Raw genomic sequence first — 17986 nt, forward strand, 5'->3', positions numbered from 1 at the left:
AAAAAAATCTTGGCCACCTTGAAAAACGGCGTCACACCCGCCCCACCGGAGTCCCTATAGCTCGAACAACAGGGCGTCGAGGAGCGCCCCTCGTGACCCATCTGCCCCGTCGAGACCTCAGCCGCCACCTATGGAGAACCACACCGTGAACCCAGCCGACCGCGATCCTTCCGGCACCCCACTGCTGACGCTGCGGGCCGCTGTCATCCTGCTCCTGGGAGTACTGAGCGGTGTCGGTGCAGGGATCCTCACGTTCTTCGCCGGCAACGACCTCGCCACCTGCGCCATGGCAGGGTGCGGCTCCGGCGCCATGGCCGTGCTCTTCTTCCACAGCATCATCAACTGAACCGGCACGCACCTGCCCCTCTCCATCGCGACTGCAATGCCCGGTTCCGGCCGCCCGATGAAGCAGGACGCGGCACGATGCTTCGGACTTGGCGGCGACCGCGATCGGGGCCCTGGATGCGTCCCGTGCCCAAGCCGTGCCCATAAGACCGGACAACCACGGTAAACAGCGGTGCGAAACCACTCCGTGAAGCTGCACCGAAAGCGCTGTACACCCAGGTCAGAAGCCATGTCCCCGGTCAAGCGCCGTCGCTTCCCAAGCTGAGAGTGCGAGTTCGATTCTCGTCACCCGCTCCATGCGAAACCCCCAGGTCAGAGGCCCGGGGGTTTTTTGTTGTCTAGACCGGTGGGCTAGGTGTGCACCACAACCGCACCATTACCTCTCGGCAGCCTCCTCGTTGTGCTGCGCTGGGTCGTCCTTGCGGCGCTTCGCATGCTCGGTGTGCACCAAGTCGTCAAAGCCGGCCGCGACCTCGTGTTGCCGTTCTCGTCGGAGTGCTGATAGGTCAGCGCGGCGGTCTCGGAGGACCTGCCCGCGCGAACCATCGTGTGCGTGAGGGTGGCGCCCGAGCGGGTAGAGGGTGTCACCAGCCCCGCTGCGGGACCCGGTCCGGAAGCAATGGCTCGATACGCATCCCGCCGGCCGCAACCTTCCTGCGGTGAGTCGGGAACCTCCGGGCGCCCGACGGCGTTCATGTCACTGACGGCCGGACGAGCCGAGCCGTCGGCTCACAGCGCTCAACTGCTGATTCCGTACGACGACTTGGCCGGGGGGCAAGAGGCGTGCAGCAGCACCGCGCACACCCCACGCGCCCGGCCGCCGTCGTGCTCTCCGCGCTGCTCGCGGTCCTGGCCTTTCTCCTGCCGGTGTCGGCGAAGTCGACGCCGGCGTCCCGTCCGTCCTCGACGGGCACGGTCGCGGCGGCAACAGCGCAGGCGTCCGCGACCGCCGACACGCAGCGACCCGTCACCGTGGCACGCCCCGTGCTCGGCCACGCCGACGCCGTGTCGAACCCGTTCCACCCTTTCCTAGGTCCTGGCGCCGGGGACGCAGCCCCGCACCGCGCTGTCGGCGGTCCCGCCGTGGCCGTGGCGGTCGCGGCCGCAGGAGCGAGCCGGGGCGCCCACGCGTATCGCCCACGCGGCCCGCCGTCCCGATGGAGCACCGAAGTCCGTATCGACGCCTGACCGTTCGCCTCCGCGCCCGGGGCAGACGTCGACTCCGTCTGCCTGCCCATCGTGGAGAACTCATGTCTCGCGCGCCCATGTGGCGGGCGATCGTCGCCCTAGGTGTGATCGCCGCCTCGCTCTTCTTCGCTCTCACCCAGTCCGCCCGCCTCGGCCTCGACCTGCGCGGCGGCACCCAGATCGTCCTGGAGACCAGGGACTCACCCGTGGTCAAGGCCAATGCCGAATCGACCCAGCGGGCCCTGGAGGTGCTCCGCCAGCGGGTCGACGCGCTCGGCGTGTCCGAGCCGAGCCTGTACCGGTCCGGACAGCAGCGGATCTTCGTCGAGCTGCCCGGCGTACAGGACCCGCGCGAGGCCGCCGAAGTCATCGGCCGCACCGCTCAGTTGACCGTCCACCCGGTGCAGGGCGCGACGGACCAGCAGGACGAGAACAAGGGGAAGCCGGCCAGGGACGGCTCGCGCACCCTGGCCGACCCCGACCAGAAGGAGGCGTTCCTCAAGCTCGGGCCCACCGTCCTCACCGGCGAGGGCGTCAGTGACGCCGAGGCCGTGCTCGACCAGCAGAAGATGTCGGGCTGGATGGTCAGCCTCACCTTCCGCGGGCAGGCAGGCAAGGACTGGGCACGGGTCACCGGGGCGGCGGCCTGTGCCCCGCAGGGCTCCCCCGAGCGGCGCGTCGCCATCGTCCTGGACGGCAAGGTCCTCTCAGCGCCCGGCGTCAACGCGGATGTGGCGTGCAAGGTCGGCATCTCCGGCGGCTCCACGCAGATCACCGGCGGCTTCGACCGGGAAGAGGCCCGCGATCTGGCCGCGCTCGTCAAGGGCGGTGCGCTGCCGGTGCCCGTAGAGGTCGTGGAGCAGCGCACCGTCGGCCCCACGCTCGGTGCCGACGCCATCGCCGCCAGCACCCAGGCCGCGATCATCGGGCTCGCCCTGACGGGGCTGTTCATCATCGTCGTCTACCGGCTGCTCGGTGCCCTGGCCACCATCGCGCTCGCGCTGTACGGGCTGATCTCCTACGCCGTACTGGTCGCCCTGGGCGCGACCCTGACACTGCCCGGACTCGCCGGTTTCGTCCTGGCGATCGGCATGGCGGTGGACGCGAACGTGCTGGTCTTCGAGCGTGCCCGCGAGGAGTATCTGGGAGTCCGCGCCCTGAAGTCGGCCTCGGCACACCTGGACAAGCCGCTGAGCATCGGCTTCAGCAAGGCATGGAGTGCGGTCGTCGACTCGAATGTGACCACGCTGCTCGCGGCCGGGCTGCTCTTCTTCTTCGCCACCGGACCCGTCAAGGGCTTCGGCATCACGCTCTCCATCGGTGTCCTCGTCTCGATGATCTCGGCCCTGGTGATCACCCGGGTCCTCGCCGACTTCGCGATCCGGCGCCGCTACGTGCGGGGCCGGCCCGGCCTGACCGGGATCACCTCCACCGGCCGGGTGCGTGCCTGGCTCGCGCGCCGCAAACCCCGCCTGGTGCACCACCGGCGCCGCCGGCTCGGCGTCAGCGCGCTGCTGATCGTGGTTGCGGTCGCCGGAATCGGCCTGCGCGGCCTGGAGTTCGGGGTGGAGTTCACCGGCGGGCGCCTGGTGGAGTACAGCACCAGCAGGCCCGTGGACGTGGACGCGGCACGTACGGCGGTCACGGACGCCGGGTTCCCGCGCGCGGTGGTGCAGGAGTCGGGGGACGGGAACATCTCGGTACGCACCGGTGAGCTGAGCAACGACCAGCAGCACACGATCACAACGGCGCTGGCGAAGGAGGGCGGCGAGGTCACCGTCGAGCGGGACGAGCTGATCGGCCCGAGCCTCGGCGACGAGCTGCGCCGGCACGCGCTCATCGCGCTCGGCATCGCCGTCGCGACCCAGCTGATCTACCTCAGCGTGCGGTTCCGGTGGACGTTCGCCGTCGCGGCGGTGTCGGCCATGGTGCACGACGTGCTGCTTGTGGTGGGCCTGTTCGCCTGGCTCGGCAGGCCCGTCGACAGCGTCTTCCTGGCGGCCCTGCTCACGGTCATCGGGTACTCCGTCAATGACACCGTCGTCGTCTTCGACCGGGTGCGCGAGGCGCGCCGCCGCGATCCGGCGGCGGACCTGGAAACCACCGCGAACAAGGCCGTCATCCAGACGCTGCCGCGCACTGTGAACACCGGTATGGGCGCGCTGTTCATCCTGGCAGCCCTGGCCGTGCTCGGCGGTGACTCGCTCGCGGACTTCTCCGTGGCACTGATCGCCGGCGTGGTCATCGGTATGGCGTCGACGGTGTTCACCGCCGTGCCGATCGCCGTGCAGCTTGAGGGCAGCCGCCCAGCGCCGCCGGCGCGCCCCAAGCGCAGCGAGAACAGCGGGGCGCGCAGTCCGCTGGAGCGACGCGGGCGGTCGCGGGATTCAGGCGCTGTGGTGTGAGGGCGCGTCGGCTCCGGCGGGCCGGGAGGACGGGGGAACCCTCGGCGTCGGGGGCCGGTGACGCGAGTCGCCTCTCCTCAGGTCGCGGAAAATAAGGCCGTCGCAAATCCCGGCCGCCCATGGTCCGTTCGGCAGGAAATCGGCTCATCCTCGTGCTTTCCTCCGCATACGCTTTCCCCCGCACCTCGCACACGTCGTCCGTCTGCTGGGCTCCTGCTCAATGCGGTGGTCCGAGCCAGCGCCTGAAGGGGTCCTCCACCAAGTGAAGACTCGTAGGAACGCCCGGCTGAGATCGATATCCGTCGCGCTGGGTGCAGCCACGGCGGGCGGCCTGCTCACCACCACCCCGGCGTCGGCCGCTGTCTCTTGTACGTCTCCGGTGTTCAAGCGCCAGTTCTTCGCGAACACCACTCTGTCCGGTACACCGAGGAAGACCGACTGCGACTCGATGATCAACGAGTCCTGGAAGAATGGCGCGCCCGCTACCGGACTTCCGTCCAACGACTTCTCCGTCCGCTGGACGGTCACCCGTGACTTCGGGTCGGGCGGGCCTTTCGCCCTCGCCGCCGAGGCACAGGACGGTATACGCGTGTACGTCGACGGCAAACGCAAGATCGACCTCTAGAAGAACGTCTCGACGACCCGGAAGAAGTCCGTCAACGTCACGATTCCGGCCGGCAAGCACACCCTGCGCGTCGACTACGCCAACTGGACCGGTTCGGCCAACGTCAAGCTCGGCTATGCGCCGCGCACATCGGCCACCGTCGACAAGATCAGACCGCTGACCCCGGCCGGCGCCACCGCCACCGCCACCTATAGCGCCGGCACGTTGAAGGCGACTGTCACCTGGGCGAAGAACAAGGAGATGGATCTCGCCGGCTACCAGGTGTACCGGCGGCCACAGGGCACCAGCGTCTGGACCCGGGTAGGGACCACTACCGCCACCGGCTACAACGACGCCCCGCCCGCAACGGGCCAGACCTTCTACTACGAGGTCCGCGCCTACGACAAAGCCGGTAACACCTCCGCCGGGAGCGCCGACCAAGCCGTCGCCACCGTCGACAAGACCCCGCCCTCGCGCGTGATCCCGACCGTTGCCATGGGTACGGACCCTGCACGGGAAAGCTACGTCGTCACCTGGCAACCCGTCGCGGATGCCGCGCGCTACCGGATACTGCGCCAGCTCGGTAACGGGGCCTGGACCGAAGTCGCCGCCACGAAGGACACCTCTCTCACCGACTACGTACCCGCCCTAGGCGTCTCCGTCTTCTACCGCGTCGAGGTCTACGACGCCGCCGGCAACACCGCGCCCGCCCGGGACGGTGACGAGGGCTACACCAGCGCCTTCTGGTATCCGCGGGCCGCCGACGTCAGCGGCACCTACCAAGGAGACAACAAGGTCCTCCTGCGGTGGACGCAGCCCGGGAACACTTTCGCCATCCGATGGGACACGTACCGACTCTTCCGCGGTGTGGGCGCTCCTCCTGTCGGCGAACAGTCCCGGCCTCCGTCCGAGCCGCCGAACCGTTCCCCTACGGGTTGAAGGGCTTCCTGCCGGTCACAGGCGGAGGGTGAACCAGGTGGTCTTCCCACGTTCGTCCGGGCGGACACCCCAGCTGTCGGCGAGGGTGTCGACGAGGATGAGACCCCGTCCGGACTCCTCGTCGTGCGCGGCCAGCCGTGGCTGGGGCAGGTGCGGACTGAGGTCGCTGATCTCGACGGCGAGTTCGGTGACAGTGCGACGCAGGTGGAGCACGAGAGGGCCCTGCGCGTGCTGGACGGCGTTGGTGAGGATCTCTGAGACCAGCAGTCTCGCGTCGTCGGTCTGTTGGAGGCAGTCCCAGGCGGCGAGGGCCTCGCTCAGGAAGGCGCGACCCACGGACACCGCGGAGGCGGTGGCCGGGAGTTCCGTACGGGCGGTGTCCAGCGGGGCGGCGGGGAGCTGGGCCAGCAGCAGGGTGACGTCGTCGTCGTGCCCCTCGGCGTCGGGCAGCAGCGCGGCAAGGACGTGATCGGCGGCGGCGGCGAGGCCGTTGGTACGGGTGAACGCGTCGTCGAGAGCCGTGGTGAGCTTGTCGATCTCGTCCTCGATGTCGCTGCCGGGGGTTTCGACCAGGCCGTCTGTGTACAGCACGAGAGTGGCTCCGGGCGGGATGTCCCCGCTGGACTGCTGGTAGAGGATGCCGCCGACGCCAAGGGGCGCGTTCACCGGCGCGAGAAGCCTGCGTACTCCGTCGCCGGGAGCGGCGACGAGGGTGGGCAGGTGGCCGGCCGAGCACAGGGTGACGGAGCTGGCGTCCGAGGCGATGACCAGGTAGCAGCAGGTGACCAACTGGTCGGGGACATTCAGGTCGGCGACGACCGCGTCCAGAGCCTGCATGAGCTGGCGGGGCTGCATGCCGGTCTTGGCCAGGGCATGCGCGGCGGACCGCAACTGGCCCATGACGGACGCCGCTTCCAGGCCCCGGCCCATGACGTCGCCGATGAGGACGCCGACCCGGCCGGCGCCGAGCGGGACCAGATCGAACCAGTCGCCGCCCACGCCGGCGCCCTGGGTGGCGGGCCGGTAACGGCTGGCGGCTGCCAGGCCTGGGATGGCCGGGGGAGTACCCATGAGGCTGCGCTGCAGGGTGAGGGCGATGTGTTGCTGCTGCCGGTACAACTCGGTGAGTTCGGCCTCGGCGCGCTTGCGGTCGCTGATGTCGCGGATGATGGCGCAGGCGCCGATGACCGTCCCGGCGGTGTCCCGGGTCGGCCACAGGGTGACGTCGACGTCGAGCGCGGCGCCGGTGCTGGTGACGCGCAGCGTTTCGAAGTGCTCGACCTTCTCGCCCTGCCGCAGTCGCTCCAGCAGCATGACGACCTCGTCCTTGCGCTCCGGCGAAGCCAGTATGGACACGTGCCGTCCGATGGCTTCTTCGGCCGAGTAGCCGTACAGCCGCTGCGCGGCGGCGTTCCAGTACGTGATGCGGCCGTCGAGAGTCTTGGCGAGGATCGCGTCCTGGGACGACTCGACCAGGGCGGCGAGTTCGTTGATACGGGCTTCGGCGGCCTTGCGCTCGCTGACGTCCCGTACGGCGGCGGAGACGAGGAGTCCGTCGGCGGTCTCCAGCGGGCTGAGGCTGATCTCGACGGGGAACTCGGTGCCGTCCTTGCGCAGTCCGTGCAGTGCCAGCCCCGCTCCCATGGGCCGCACCTGGCGGTTGGTGGCGTATCCGTCGCGATGCCGGGTGTGGTTGGCCTGGAACCGGTCGGGCACCAGCAACTCCACCGGGCGGCCGAGGAGTTCGTCCCGTCGGTAGCCGAAGAGGGCCTCGGTCTGGGCGTTGACGAGCCTGATGATCCCGGTGTCGTCCACGATCACCATCGCGTCCGGGGCCGCCTCCAGCAGTGCCCGGAACCTTTCTTCGGCGGCCTTGCGTTCACTGACGTCCCGTACGGCGGCGGAGACGAGGAGTCCGTCGGCGGTCTCCAGCGGGCTGAGGCTGATCTCGACGGGGAACTCGGTGCCGTCCTTGCGCAGTCCGTGCAGTTCCAGCCCCGCTCCCATGGGCCGCACCTGCCGGGTGGTGGCGTATCCGTCGCGGTGCGAGGCGTGATGGGCGCGGAACCGGCCAGGGATGAGGATCTCGACGGGGTGACCGAGAAGCTCTTCACGCCGGTAGCCGAACAGGGTCTCCGTCTGGGCGTTGACGAGCCTGATGGTTCCGGTGTCGTCCACGATCACCATCGCGTCGGGGGCCGCTTCCAGCAGTCCCCGGAACCGGTCCTCGGCCGCTCCGGGCTCGTTTGCGTGGCCCGGGGTGTCGCCTGGGCGGCGACCTCCCAGGGCAGCTCCCGCCTCGTCGGTCGACCCTGACGTGATCGTCTCGCTCATGGCGGCCCCAACTGACTTGCGGGTTGCGGTGAATCAAGTCATCCCAGCGCATCCCGGCCATGCCCGCCCCGGTCTGCCGCTTACTGGCCCCGCGACGTCCGTACTCGCCAGCTTGCGACCGGACACCACCCCTGTCTGGCGAAAACCAGAGAAACAATGCGACAGCCCCAGGCCGACACCCCGCATTGATCCGGAAGTCGGGGACGGGGTGAGTATCCGCCCACGTGATCCGGCAGGCGCGGCGGCGGGCTCGCGGCCAGCGGTGCAGGGGGTATCAGGAGATGCGTGTCGGCGACGGGTGAATCAACCGCCGCCGGCAATGCGGCGGACCTGGGCAAGCGCCTACTGCCCCGGGTGTGCTTCATGGCATTCACGCACCCGGACGACCGACACCCCTTCTCGGCTCCCTCCCCGAAGTCGGCCCGTTCCACCGCCTCGGCGGTGTCGGCCCGGAGCAGGCCCGCATCACCGGAGCCTTTCCGCCCCGAGTTGTTCGGCCGCCGCCGAACCCTCCTTCGTACGCTCCCGCGATGGCGTCCTTCCGCCCAGCGCTCGCGCGTCCAGGGCTCGCGTCCAGGGCTCGGCAACACCTCAGCCGCTGAGAGGGGCTCTGGGCGACTCCGATCGGACGGCATGCCCACAGCGTGCCCATAAGACCGGTCAACGACGGTCAACAGCGGTGCGATCCTGCGCCTTCGAGCACCACGCCCGGCCGCACATGCCCAGGTCAGGAGGTATCCAGCCGCCCACGCACCGTAGCTTCCCGAGCTGAGAGTGCGAGTTCGATTCTCGTCACCCGCTCCAGAAATCGCCCCCAGGTCAGCGGCCTGGGGGGTGTTTGTTGTCTCGTCCGGTTCGGGGGTGGCGTGCCCTCTGTGCGGACGGCCCGCCGCAGATCTCCTGGACGGCAGGCATGCACTGCTGGACCTCGTGTCGGCGCCGTACCGCGGTCGGGTCCTCCACCATCGGAGCCGTCGCGCTGCCGAGGAGTCGCAGGGCCGCCTCCGACGGTGAGCCGGGCTCGGCCGTGTAAGCGATGAGGCGCTGGCCGGAAGCGCCGGGGATGACGAGGTTCTCGAAGCTGAGGTCCATCGGGCCGACCATCGGATGACGCAGGTGCTTCACCCCGGACGTGCAGGTGCGTACCGGGTGTCGGGCCCAGCGGGACGCGAACTCGTCGCAGTTCATGGTGAGTTGGCCGATGAGTTCCGCGAGGCAACGGTCGTGGGGGTGGCGGCCCGCGACCAGGCGCAGGGAGGCCACGCCGAGTTGGGCCTCCTCGTTCCAGTTCGTGAACAACTCCTGGTACTGCTCGTCCAGAAAGAGCATCCGGGTCAGGTTGGGGCGGGTGGCCGACGTGTCGGGGCTCTCGGGCGCCAGGTGTCCGGCGAGCAGAGCGTGCCCTGTCCGGTTCCAGGCGAGGACGTCGTTGTGCCGGTCCAGGACGAGGGCCGGTACGTCGCTCATGGCCGTCAGCAGTTGCCGGGCCGAGGCACTGGCATGTGCCACCCGGGGCGGAGTCGGCCGGGACGAGGCGACGGCGGGGCGGGCGAGGTCCTTCAGATGGGCCGTCTCGTCGTCGGACAAGCGCAGGGTGCGGGCGATCGACTCCAGCACGCCGTCGGAGGCGTTGGGCGCACGCCCCTGTTCGAGGCGGGTGTAGTGGGTGATGCTGACGCCCGCGAGCATCGACAGTTCCTCGCGGCGGAGGCCGGTGACGCGGCGGCGATTCGGGGGCGGGGTGATGCCGACGTCCTCGGGGCGGAGCGCGGCGCGGCGGGACTTGAGGAAGTCTCCCAACTCGGACCGGGCGTCCATCCATGCCTCCAGGTCGGCGGAGTGCGACAGGCCGTGGCCACTGACTTCCCATGATGCCCGCCCGTCCAGAAGGCGGGGGCCGTGAGGGTGGTCCTGTGATGACTACCCTCCCGTCGGCTGTGCGGGACAGGGTTCTGGCTGGCCGTCCGGGCAACAGCGAGCCTCTTCTCCGTAGCCGTAGCAGGCGTAGCAGGCGTAGCCGTAGCCGCGCGTGAGAAGAAAGGGACTCGACGTCATGTCTGTCACTGATGCGGAGGCGGCCGGTACCGCCTCCGGCACCGCCGTCGGCCCAGCACCAACCGTGCTTACACCCCGGCTCCGGCTCGTCCTGGTGCTGATGCTCGCCTCCCAGTTCATGCTGGCCGTGGACTTCTCGATCCTGAACGTGGCGCTGCCGGTGATCGGTGAGAGCCTGGGCTTCTCGCTCGGGCACCTTCAGTGGATCGCCACCTCGTTCGCTCTGTGCGCTGCCGGCCTCACCCTGCTCTTCGGCCGGGTCGCGGACCTGTTCGGCCGTCGCCGGCTGTTTCTCGGCGGCCTCGTCCTCCTTGGCGCGGCCTCGCTCGTGGGCGGCCTGGCGCAGAGCCCGGAGGTACTGATCGCGGCCCGCGTCTGCCAGGGTCTGGCCACCGCCGCCGTCACCCCGGCCGGACTGTCGCTCCTGACGACCTCGTTCCCGGAGGGTCCGCTGCGCGAGAAGGCACTCGGCCTCAACGGGGCGTTGATGTCCGCCGGGTTCACCACCGGAGCCGTCCTCGGCGGACTGTTGACCGACCTGCTGTCGTGGCGCTGGGCGTTCTTCGTCAACGTGCCCGTCGCCCTCGCCGTGCTGATCATCGCCCCGACGGTCATCAAGGAGTCCCGTCCCGACGAGCGCCCGAAGCTGGACCTGCCCGGCGCCATCAGCGTCACCCTCGGCCTGCTGGCCATCGTCTTCGGCCTCACCCAGGCCGGCGAGAAGGGCTGGGGTTCGGCGGACGCGCTGCTGCCGCTGGCGGCGGGCGTGGCACTGCTGTTCGTGTTCTACGCCGTCGAGCGCAAGGTGTCCGCGCCGCTCGTGCCGCTCAGCGTGCTCGGCAAACGCTCCGTGGCCTGGGGCAACGTCGCCGGTCTGATCGCGTTCCTCACCGAAACCTCGCTGGTCTTCCTGCTGACCCTCTACCTCCAGGAAGTGCTCGGCTTCTCCCCGCTCGCCGCCGGACTGTCCTTCGGCGTACTGGGCATCGGAACGGTCGTGGGCGGCTCCACGGCCCCGCGGGTCATCGGGAAGATCGGCACCAGGCAGACCCTGATCGTCGGCGGCATCCTGCAGACCGTGTTCACCCTGGCCCTGCTCGGCCTCGGCGACGACCGCTCGTGGATGTGGCTGCTACTGGTCGCCACCTTCGCCGGCGGGGTCGGAAACATGCTCGTGATCGTGGGCTTCATGGTCACCGCCACGTCGGGGCTCGCGGATCACGAACAGGGCCTGGCCACCGGCCTCGCCACCATGACCCAGCAGGTCGGCATCACCATGGGTACGCCGATCATGAGCGCCGTCACCACCGCCGCCATGACCGGCAGCGGAGCCTCCGCTGTCCTTGGCGGTCTGAAGGTCGCGATCGCGGTGAACGCCGCCATCGTGCTCGTCGGCACCCTCACCAGCGCCCTGTTCCTGTGCGGCGCCCGGTCGAGCGGGCACTGACGACGGGCGGTACGGACCCCGGGCGCCGGTCTACGGTCCCCGGCCTCCGTACGCCTCGACGACCCACGGTGCGAGGAGGTCGGCCGGCGCGGCCCGAACCCGTACGGCTGGCTGGTGTGGGCGCACGGCGGCAGTTGGCAGGCGGGGTCTGTGAAGCGCTGGCACGAACCGGTCGTGGACCTCGCCCGGCCTTCAGGCTCGCGTGGATCACCCTGACACAGTTCGGAGAAGCATCTCCGCGCACGACCTCCCGTCATGCGCTCACGTCGCCGGGAGCTGGTACGACAGCACGTACGCGTCCGCCGCCATGACGGTGTCGCAGACCTCCACGGCCCGCCCTTCGGTGTCGTAGGCGGTGCGGATGAGGTGGATGACGGGCACGCCTGGGGCCAGCCGCAGTGTCTTGACCTCGGCGGGCGCGGGCATCCGGGCGCGGATCTCCTCCTCGAAGTGGTCGAGCCGATGGCCGAGTTCCTCAAGGCGGGCGTAGATGCCGCCGGGCCCGGGGTTGGGCTCGGCGATCGCGGTACCGCGCTCGAGTCATACGGACGTCGCCAGCAGCGTGGCTAAGGCTGGACGGTACTGACGCAGACGATGCCCTGCGATACGGTCCCGAGCCATGACGAACGGCAACGGTGTGCCGGAGAAGGTGGCGTGGATCCTGGTTCAGGACGACCGGGTGTTGGTGACGCGCAGCCACGGCAGAGAGCGCTTCTACTTCCCGGGCGGTCATCGTGAGCCGGGCGAGTCCGACAGCGAGACCCTGGTGCGGGAGATCGACGAGGAACTACAGACGGCGATCGACCCCGGTTCCATGGTGCACTTCGGTACCTTCGAGATCGGCGAGGGCCATCCGGATCACGGCCCCTTCCGGATGATCTGCTACACCGCCAATCACCGCGGTGATCTGACCCCGTCGAGGGAGATCGCCGAAAAGGCGTGGTTCCGCTACGCCGACCGGGACCGAGTCTCAGCCGTCGACGAGATGGCCTTCAACGCGCTCCACGAGGCCGGGCGGATTTCTTGATCGCGTGACCGTGGACTTTACCGGTCGCTGCTGCGGTCTTCTTCTACGTTACGGCCGCACCACAACCGCACCAGATCGGGCGGGGAACAGCGGGGAATCACGGGGGACGAGCACCGGACCGAAGAGGCCACCACACAGCCGTTCACACAGGTCAACGCTCCAAGTAGCCGCAAATGCCCGCAGCGTCCCAAGCTGAGAGTGCGAGTTCGGTTCTCGTCACCCGCTCCATGATGAAACCCCAGGTCAGCGGCCTGGGGTTTGTTTGTTGCAGGACGGCACCGAGCCTTGGCTGCGCAAGCCCTGCTTCGACGGTTTCACCCCGGCCATGCGAGCCGGTAGTCCACAGAGCGTGGCATGTCCAGCAGGTACAGCTGCCCTCGGAGACGCCGACCAGCGCCGCGGTGGGTGCCCCGTGCACGCGACAGGGGCCGAGCGCGAAGCGGCAAGGCCGGAAGCGGAAGCCCGAGCAGAGAGGGCAAGACCGCGATGAAGCCGTGTCGTCCGGTCATGCACGCGGGGCGGGCCAGGAGTTGAGGGGTAGCGGGCCGCGGTCGATGACGGTGCGGATGCAGAAGGTGCTGCGGGCGTCGTGAACGGGACCGATGGCCAGGATCTGGTCGGTGAGCACCCTTTCGAACGTGCGCAGGTCCGGCACGGCCAGCTCGACGAAGAAGTCGGCGTCGCCGGAGACCACATGGCAGGCGACCACGTGGTCGATCGCCTTCAGTGCCTCTTCGACCACCTGGGAAGTGGTGCGGGAGTGCTCGACCTTGAGGGAGAGGAACACCGTCAGCCCGAGGCCGAGGCGCTCGCGGTCCAGATCGGCCCGGTAGCCGGCCAGGACTCCGTCCTCCTCCAGCGCCTTGGTGCGGCGCAGACAGGAGGAGGGGGAGAGGCGTACGGCTTCGGCGAGGTCGACGTTGGGGGTGCGGCCGTGGCGCTGGAGGTGGTCCAGGATCGCCCGGTCGATACGGTCGTACAGGGGGCGTGGCATGAAATGCAGCGTATCGGCTGTATCGACGAACAATCCTGCACCGTGGCGTCGTAGAGGCACTCGCTACGCCATCGTATGCCGGGCTCGGCGGCGCATTCTGGTCACGCGCCGCGGCCGCGAAGCCGGTCCCGCTGCCATCTCCGTACCCCTTCTCACCACCTTCGGACCGCCTCATGCACCCCTTCCCCCTGGAACCCGACCGCGCCACGATGACCGAGATGGGCCGTCTCGTCCTGAACCGTGTCGTCGATCGCACCGAGAACCTCCCGGCACGCCCCGCGACCAGCCCCCTGTCGCCGCGGGCCGAGGCCGAGCTCGTGGAGTCCTTCCTGGCGCCGCCGCCCGACCGGGGTGGTGACCTGAAGGCTTTGCTCGCGCGCCTGGACGACGCCGCCGACTGCGCTCTGGAGACGGCTGGGCCCGGCCATCTGGCGTACATCCCGGGGAGCGGTCTGTACTCGGCCGCGCTCGCCGAGTTCTACAACCGTGCCGTCAACCGCTACGGCGGCCTGGCCTCGGTCGCCCCGGCTCTCGCCGCGCTTGAGGAGAGTGTGATCCGCTGGATGGCGCGGGAGGTGTGCGGGCTACCGGAGGGCAGCGGCGGCCTGCTGACCAGCGGCGGCTCGATGGCCACCTTCTCCGCGACGGTCGCCGCCCGGCACGACAGGCTCGGCGAGGATCTCGCCGACGGCACCGTCTACACCACCGCCTTCGCCCACCACTCCGTCGCCAAGGCCGCCCGCCTCGCCGGGATCCGCGCCGCCCATGTGCGTACCGTGCCGCACGCCCCGGACCTGCGGATGGACCCCCACGCCGCCGCCGCGATGATCCGCGCCGACCGGAACGCCGGGCTGCGGCCGTTCCTGCTGGTGGCCACCGCCGGCACCACCGACACCGGCACCGTCGACCCGCTGCCCCAGCTGGCCGACCTGGCCCGCCGCGAGGACGTGTGGTTCCACATCGACGCGGCCTACGGAGGCTTCTTCCGCCTCACCGCACGCGGCGAGGAACGCCTCGCCGGTTTCGAGGAGGCCGACTCGATCACCCTGGACCCGCACAAGACCCTGTTCATGCCGTTCGGCTCCGGCGCCCTGGTCGTCCGCGACATCACCGCCCTGCACGCCGCGCACGACGGCACCGGCAGCTACCTCCAGGACATGGGGGCGGCGGTGAGCGTGCCGGACTCCGGTCACCTCGGGCCCGAGCTGACCCACGAGATCCGCGGTCTGCGGGCCTGGCTTCCCCTGCACCTGCACGGGGTGGACGCCTTCCGCAAGGCTCTGGACGAGAAGCTCGACCTGGCCGAACACGTCCACGACATGCTGTCCGGCGTCGCGGAGCTGGAGGTCCCGCAGCGCCCGGACCTGTCCACCGTGATATTCCGCATCCGCCCCGCCGACGGCAGCCGGGCCGCCGCCGACCGGGCCGACGAGGCGAGCCGCCGCCTGCTGGAGCGAATCAACGGCCACCGGCGCATCGTGCTCTCCAGCACGATCGTCGACAGCCGCTACACCCTGCGCGTCTGCGTGGTCTCCCACCGCACCCACCGCGACCGCATCACCGAGGCACTGAAGATCATCACCTCCGAGGCCGAGTGCCACACCACCGCGTAGCGATCTCCGGCCGCCCATGCCTGGTCGCTTCGGCGGGACGGCGGCGAGCAGCCGGCGCCCCAGTCCTTCGTCCGGTATGGGCAGGGCGTCGCCGCGAGCAGCGGCACGAAGGCCACGCGCATGCTCAACAGCCCCCAGGCCAGGGCCTGTCCGGGCTCCAGCCGGGCCTTGCACCAGGCGGTCACCCGGTCTGGCCGAAGATCCTGGCCAGACCCGAGGCCGCGAAGAGCACCGCGACAGCCGCGGTCCCGAACTCACCGTCGCCGCCCGAGCGTCGTACCTCCAGAGGCGTTGCCAGTACGCGCTCGCGCCCGTCGCGTTTCGCGTTCGCCGCGTCGTCCGCCCGCCGGGTGGGCGGTGAGCGGATCCGTACGACGCTCAGCAGCGCGAAGACCGCCGCCGAGACGAGGCAGGTGATCCGGAAGTCGAAGCCGGTCAGCAGCATCCCCACCAGCGGGCCGATCAGGATGCCCGCCTGGTAGAAGACGTTGAAGAGGGCGAACGCCTCGACGCGGCGCTCCCCCGCGTCGGCCGCCAGACAGGCGCGCACGGCGGCCAGGGCCAGGCCGAGGCCGAGCGTGCCGCCGGTCGACTCGATGATCGGGCATCCCGGGCACAAGTCGCCGCGGGGTCGGGCCCGTTCGGCCATGTGCAGGGCGGGACGGTCCTTGATGCCGCCGGGGTTGAAGGAGTGAGGATGCCGTCACCCTTGGTGGCCCAGTGACGTTAGGGGCGCTCAGTTCGATGAGGGCGACAGGCAATGTGATGACCTTCACCCGGATGTGGCAGAAAGTGATGAATTCCTTACGCAACAAGCGCGTAAGGGACTGTACGCAGGCAAGCGCGACCTTGGAGGTCTCCAGTGCGACCGTTCACCCTCAACTACACCTCCCCGAAGGTGCTTCGACCTGTGGTGACGCCGTACCGCTTCGACGCTTCGCGCCAGCTGAACGTGCTTCCCGACGGCCGCCCGGCCGTCAGCGACCGGGACCTGCTCCTGGCGACCGGTACGACGACCTCCACCGCCGGTTCCCAGACCCACTTCGACGACTGACGACCGGTAGCCGCATGACCGTACTGATCCTCACGTCCGAGGAGGACGTGACCGCCGACATGGTGGTGGCCAAGCTGCACGAGACGGGGACACCCGCGATACGGCTGGACCCCGCCGATCTGCCGGGCAAGGCCGTGTTGTCCGTCGGCTACGCCCACGGCGACTTCGACGGCCACCTGTCGGTGAACGGACATGTGCTCAGCACGAGAGGTCTGCGCTCCGTATGGGTGCGCAGGCCCGGCGAACCGGCCGCGCACGCGGCACACCCCTCGCCGTGGCTGACCGCCGAGACCCGTCAGGCCCTGTTCGGAATGCTCCACTCCGCCTCCACGCGATGGATGAACCATCCGCGCAACGCCGACCAGGCCCGCCTGAAGCCATGGCAGTTGAGAGTCGCTCACCTCAGCGGCTTCGCCGTACCACCGACGGTCTTCACCACCTCGCCGCGCCTGGCACAGCAGTTCGCCGAGGAGCACCGGGACGTGGTGGTGAAGTCCGCCTCCGGGCCGCCGCCCGGCGATCCCGGACTGGCCCTGCCCACCACCCTGATCGGCCCCGACGCGGACTTCTCCGCCGTGGCGGCCGGTCCCGCGCTGCTGCAACGGTATGTGCCCAAGCGCGCCGACATTCGTCTGACCTGCGTCGGTACCCAGCTGTTCGCCGCGCGTAAGACGGCCGAGCCCGGCCAGGTCGACGGGCGCTACGGCGACACCGAGCACGCCTGGGAGGCGGTCCCGGTACCCGAACGCATCGGCAAACCGGTGCTCGACTACGTCGCCCTTGCCGGACTGGCGTACGCCGCCTTCGACTTCGCCGAGGACGAGGACGGCATCTGGTGGTTCCTGGAGTGCAACCAGGGCGGCCAGTTCGGCTTCGTCGAGCTGGCGACCGGCCAGCCGATCTCGGAGGCGGTCGCCCGGTGGCTGTCACAGCCCAAGGGGGAACACCGTCGTCCCGAGAGTCACTGGTGAGGTAGCGCGGCCGGACGGCTCTGCCAGGTCGGACCAGAGGCCTGCCCGGTCGGTGTCCGCGCTCTGCGCCGCCAAGGTCTCCTGGTTGAGCCTGGGGACGGCGTCGGAGGAGATGTCCCCGCTCCGCGCCGTCCCGTCGGGGAGCTGGACGGCGGTCGCCCCGGTGATGCGGCTGCCGGCGAAGGTGAGCCGCACCTGGAACGGGCCGTACGTCGTCCGTTCCGTGGCCCCGGTCACGGAACGGGTGGTGGGCGCGGCCGAGGTCGTCCTCTGCCGTCCTCGGAGCAGCGGGGGTGCGAGTTCGGTTCCCGTCGCCCGATCCATGATGGAACTCCAGGTCAGCGGCCTGGATTTCGTTCGTTGCCGAGGATCTCCAGAGGCGTCGGGCCGTACCCGGAATGCCTTGCGGCGGCCCAGTCGGCGTACGGCGCGGAAGCCAGGGTCTCCTGATCGGGCTCGGCGGTGGCCGTGGAGGAGTCCGCGTGCCGTGTGCTCCGGGCCGGCAGCCACTTCACCACCGCGTCTCCGCACGCGGCCGTCTGCGCGTAGAACTCCGTCAGCTCCCGATGCGCCGCCGCGAAAACGCCCCGTGTGTCTGGCTCCGCGGTGACGCCGCCGTAGCGCGGCAGCAGTTCGTCGCGGGCGAAGGCCCACAGCGTGTCGAAGTCGGCCGTCGTCAGGAATCTGGCCACCCGGTGCGTCTGGCCCGCCGTCAGCACCAGGAACGGCGGCTTGTACCGATCGGGGTGGAACACCGGCCGGCCGCCGAGCACCACCTGGGCCTGGGGTCGGTCCTCCGCGCGGTGCGGGGGATCGCCGGCGTAGAGGAGTTCCTGGTCCAGACATCGGTTGTCCAGCACCTCCTCGCGGTGTCGGCCGACGAGGTGCCGGGCGGTGTCCGAGTCGTCCCCGAACAGCCGTTCCAGCCAGGTCGCGCTGTTGCGCAGTGCCGGAGGCGGCACCGCTCGCAAGTGGAAGTAGAGGCTCATCACAGAGGGAGCGCACGGGGA

Annotated in this window: 15 protein-coding genes and 3 pseudogenes; 10 read left to right on the forward strand and 8 right to left on the reverse strand. The window is 69.8% G+C overall.

Annotated features, from left to right (window positions below):
• The first annotated feature begins 145 nt into the window (after positions 1 to 145).
• Positions 146 to 346: a hypothetical protein gene (locus tag OG787_RS21935; protein ID WP_405536129.1), complete on the forward strand. Its 201-nt coding sequence runs from the start codon at positions 146 to 148 to the stop codon at positions 344 to 346.
• 375 nt (positions 347 to 721) lie between these two features.
• Here the strand turns inward: OG787_RS21935 and OG787_RS21940 are convergent.
• A pseudogene (locus OG787_RS21940) lies at positions 722 to 930 on the reverse strand (site-specific integrase); the annotation flags it as partial.
• Positions 931 to 1128: 198 nt separating this feature from the next.
• Here OG787_RS21940 and OG787_RS21945 point away from each other — a divergent pair.
• From OG787_RS21945 to OG787_RS21960, 4 genes are all read left to right on the forward strand, one after another.
• Positions 1129 to 1533, forward strand: a complete 405-nt coding sequence (locus tag OG787_RS21945; protein WP_369036852.1) for a hypothetical protein — start codon at positions 1129 to 1131, stop codon at positions 1531 to 1533.
• A gap of 62 nt (positions 1534 to 1595) precedes the next feature.
• Positions 1596 to 3938, forward strand: a complete 2343-nt coding sequence (gene secD / locus OG787_RS21950; protein WP_405536130.1) for a protein translocase subunit SecD — start codon at positions 1596 to 1598, stop codon at positions 3936 to 3938.
• A gap of 262 nt (positions 3939 to 4200) precedes the next feature.
• Complete coding sequence (locus OG787_RS21955; RefSeq protein WP_405536131.1) at positions 4201 to 4563, forward strand: PA14 domain-containing protein; 363 nt, start codon at positions 4201 to 4203, stop codon at positions 4561 to 4563.
• A 204-nt stretch (positions 4564 to 4767) separates the two neighbouring features.
• The gene (locus tag OG787_RS21960) at positions 4768 to 5481 is read left to right on the forward strand and encodes a hypothetical protein (protein ID WP_405536132.1); all 714 of its coding nucleotides are present in this window, start codon (positions 4768 to 4770) and stop codon (positions 5479 to 5481) included.
• A gap of 15 nt (positions 5482 to 5496) precedes the next feature.
• On the opposite strand, the gene OG787_RS21965 is transcribed toward OG787_RS21960, so the two are convergent.
• Positions 5497 to 7815, reverse strand: a complete 2319-nt coding sequence (locus OG787_RS21965) for a PAS domain S-box protein (protein ID WP_405536133.1) — start codon at positions 7813 to 7815, stop codon at positions 5497 to 5499.
• An 819-nt stretch (positions 7816 to 8634) separates the two neighbouring features.
• Positions 8635 to 9633: a helix-turn-helix transcriptional regulator gene (locus OG787_RS21970; protein ID WP_405536134.1), complete on the reverse strand. Its 999-nt coding sequence runs from the start codon at positions 9631 to 9633 to the stop codon at positions 8635 to 8637.
• A 235-nt stretch (positions 9634 to 9868) separates the two neighbouring features.
• Between OG787_RS21970 and OG787_RS21975 the strand changes: the two genes are divergently transcribed.
• On the forward strand, positions 9869 to 11317 hold the full coding sequence (locus tag OG787_RS21975) for an MFS transporter (RefSeq protein WP_405536135.1): 1449 nt from the start codon (positions 9869 to 9871) through the stop codon (positions 11315 to 11317).
• A gap of 261 nt (positions 11318 to 11578) precedes the next feature.
• Here OG787_RS21975 and OG787_RS21980 read toward each other — a convergent pair.
• Positions 11579 to 11857 (reverse strand): annotated as a pseudogene (locus OG787_RS21980) (UTRA domain-containing protein); the annotation flags it as partial.
• Positions 11858 to 11936: 79 nt separating this feature from the next.
• On the opposite strand from OG787_RS21980, the gene OG787_RS21985 reads away from it, so the two are divergent.
• A complete protein-coding gene (locus OG787_RS21985) occupies positions 11937 to 12344 on the forward strand; it encodes an NUDIX domain-containing protein (RefSeq protein ID WP_369036847.1) in 408 nt (135 codons plus the stop codon).
• A gap of 505 nt (positions 12345 to 12849) precedes the next feature.
• Here the strand turns inward: OG787_RS21985 and OG787_RS21990 are convergent.
• Positions 12850 to 13338, reverse strand: coding sequence for an Lrp/AsnC family transcriptional regulator (locus tag OG787_RS21990; RefSeq protein ID WP_405536136.1), 489 nt, complete (start codon positions 13336 to 13338; stop codon positions 12850 to 12852).
• Positions 13339 to 13511: 173 nt separating this feature from the next.
• On the opposite strand from OG787_RS21990, the gene OG787_RS21995 reads away from it, so the two are divergent.
• On the forward strand, positions 13512 to 14951 hold the full coding sequence (locus OG787_RS21995; RefSeq protein WP_405536137.1) for a pyridoxal phosphate-dependent decarboxylase family protein: 1440 nt from the start codon (positions 13512 to 13514) through the stop codon (positions 14949 to 14951).
• A 30-nt stretch (positions 14952 to 14981) separates the two neighbouring features.
• On the opposite strand, the pseudogene OG787_RS22000 reads toward OG787_RS21995, so the two are convergent.
• A pseudogene (locus OG787_RS22000) lies at positions 14982 to 15639 on the reverse strand (MFS transporter); the annotation flags it as partial.
• Between the two features lie 174 nt (positions 15640 to 15813).
• On the opposite strand from OG787_RS22000, the gene tgmA reads away from it, so the two are divergent.
• Complete coding sequence (gene tgmA / locus OG787_RS22005) at positions 15814 to 16005, forward strand: putative ATP-grasp-modified RiPP (RefSeq protein WP_369036844.1); 192 nt, start codon at positions 15814 to 15816, stop codon at positions 16003 to 16005.
• A 14-nt stretch (positions 16006 to 16019) separates the two neighbouring features.
• Positions 16020 to 16976: an MvdC/MvdD family ATP grasp protein gene (locus OG787_RS22010; RefSeq protein ID WP_369036843.1), complete on the forward strand. Its 957-nt coding sequence runs from the start codon at positions 16020 to 16022 to the stop codon at positions 16974 to 16976.
• On the opposite strand, the gene OG787_RS22015 is transcribed toward OG787_RS22010, so the two are convergent.
• Together OG787_RS22015 and OG787_RS22020 are read right to left on the reverse strand one after the other, a co-directional pair.
• Positions 16932 to 17300 (reverse strand): hypothetical protein, encoded by a 369-nt coding sequence (locus OG787_RS22015; protein WP_405536138.1) that lies wholly within the window; start codon positions 17298 to 17300, stop codon positions 16932 to 16934. The two genes, OG787_RS22010 and OG787_RS22015, sit on opposite strands and share 45 nt — an antisense overlap.
• A 14-nt stretch (positions 17301 to 17314) precedes the next feature.
• A complete protein-coding gene (locus tag OG787_RS22020; RefSeq protein ID WP_405536139.1) occupies positions 17315 to 17965 on the reverse strand; it encodes a DUF1877 family protein in 651 nt (216 codons plus the stop codon).
• Positions 17966 to 17986: the final 21 nt, after the last annotated feature.

Origin of the sequence: Streptomyces sp. NBC_00075 (assembly GCF_045041225.1) — a bacterium.
GTDB classification, from domain to species: Bacteria; Actinomycetota; Actinomycetes; order Streptomycetales; family Streptomycetaceae; genus Streptomyces; species Streptomyces adonidis.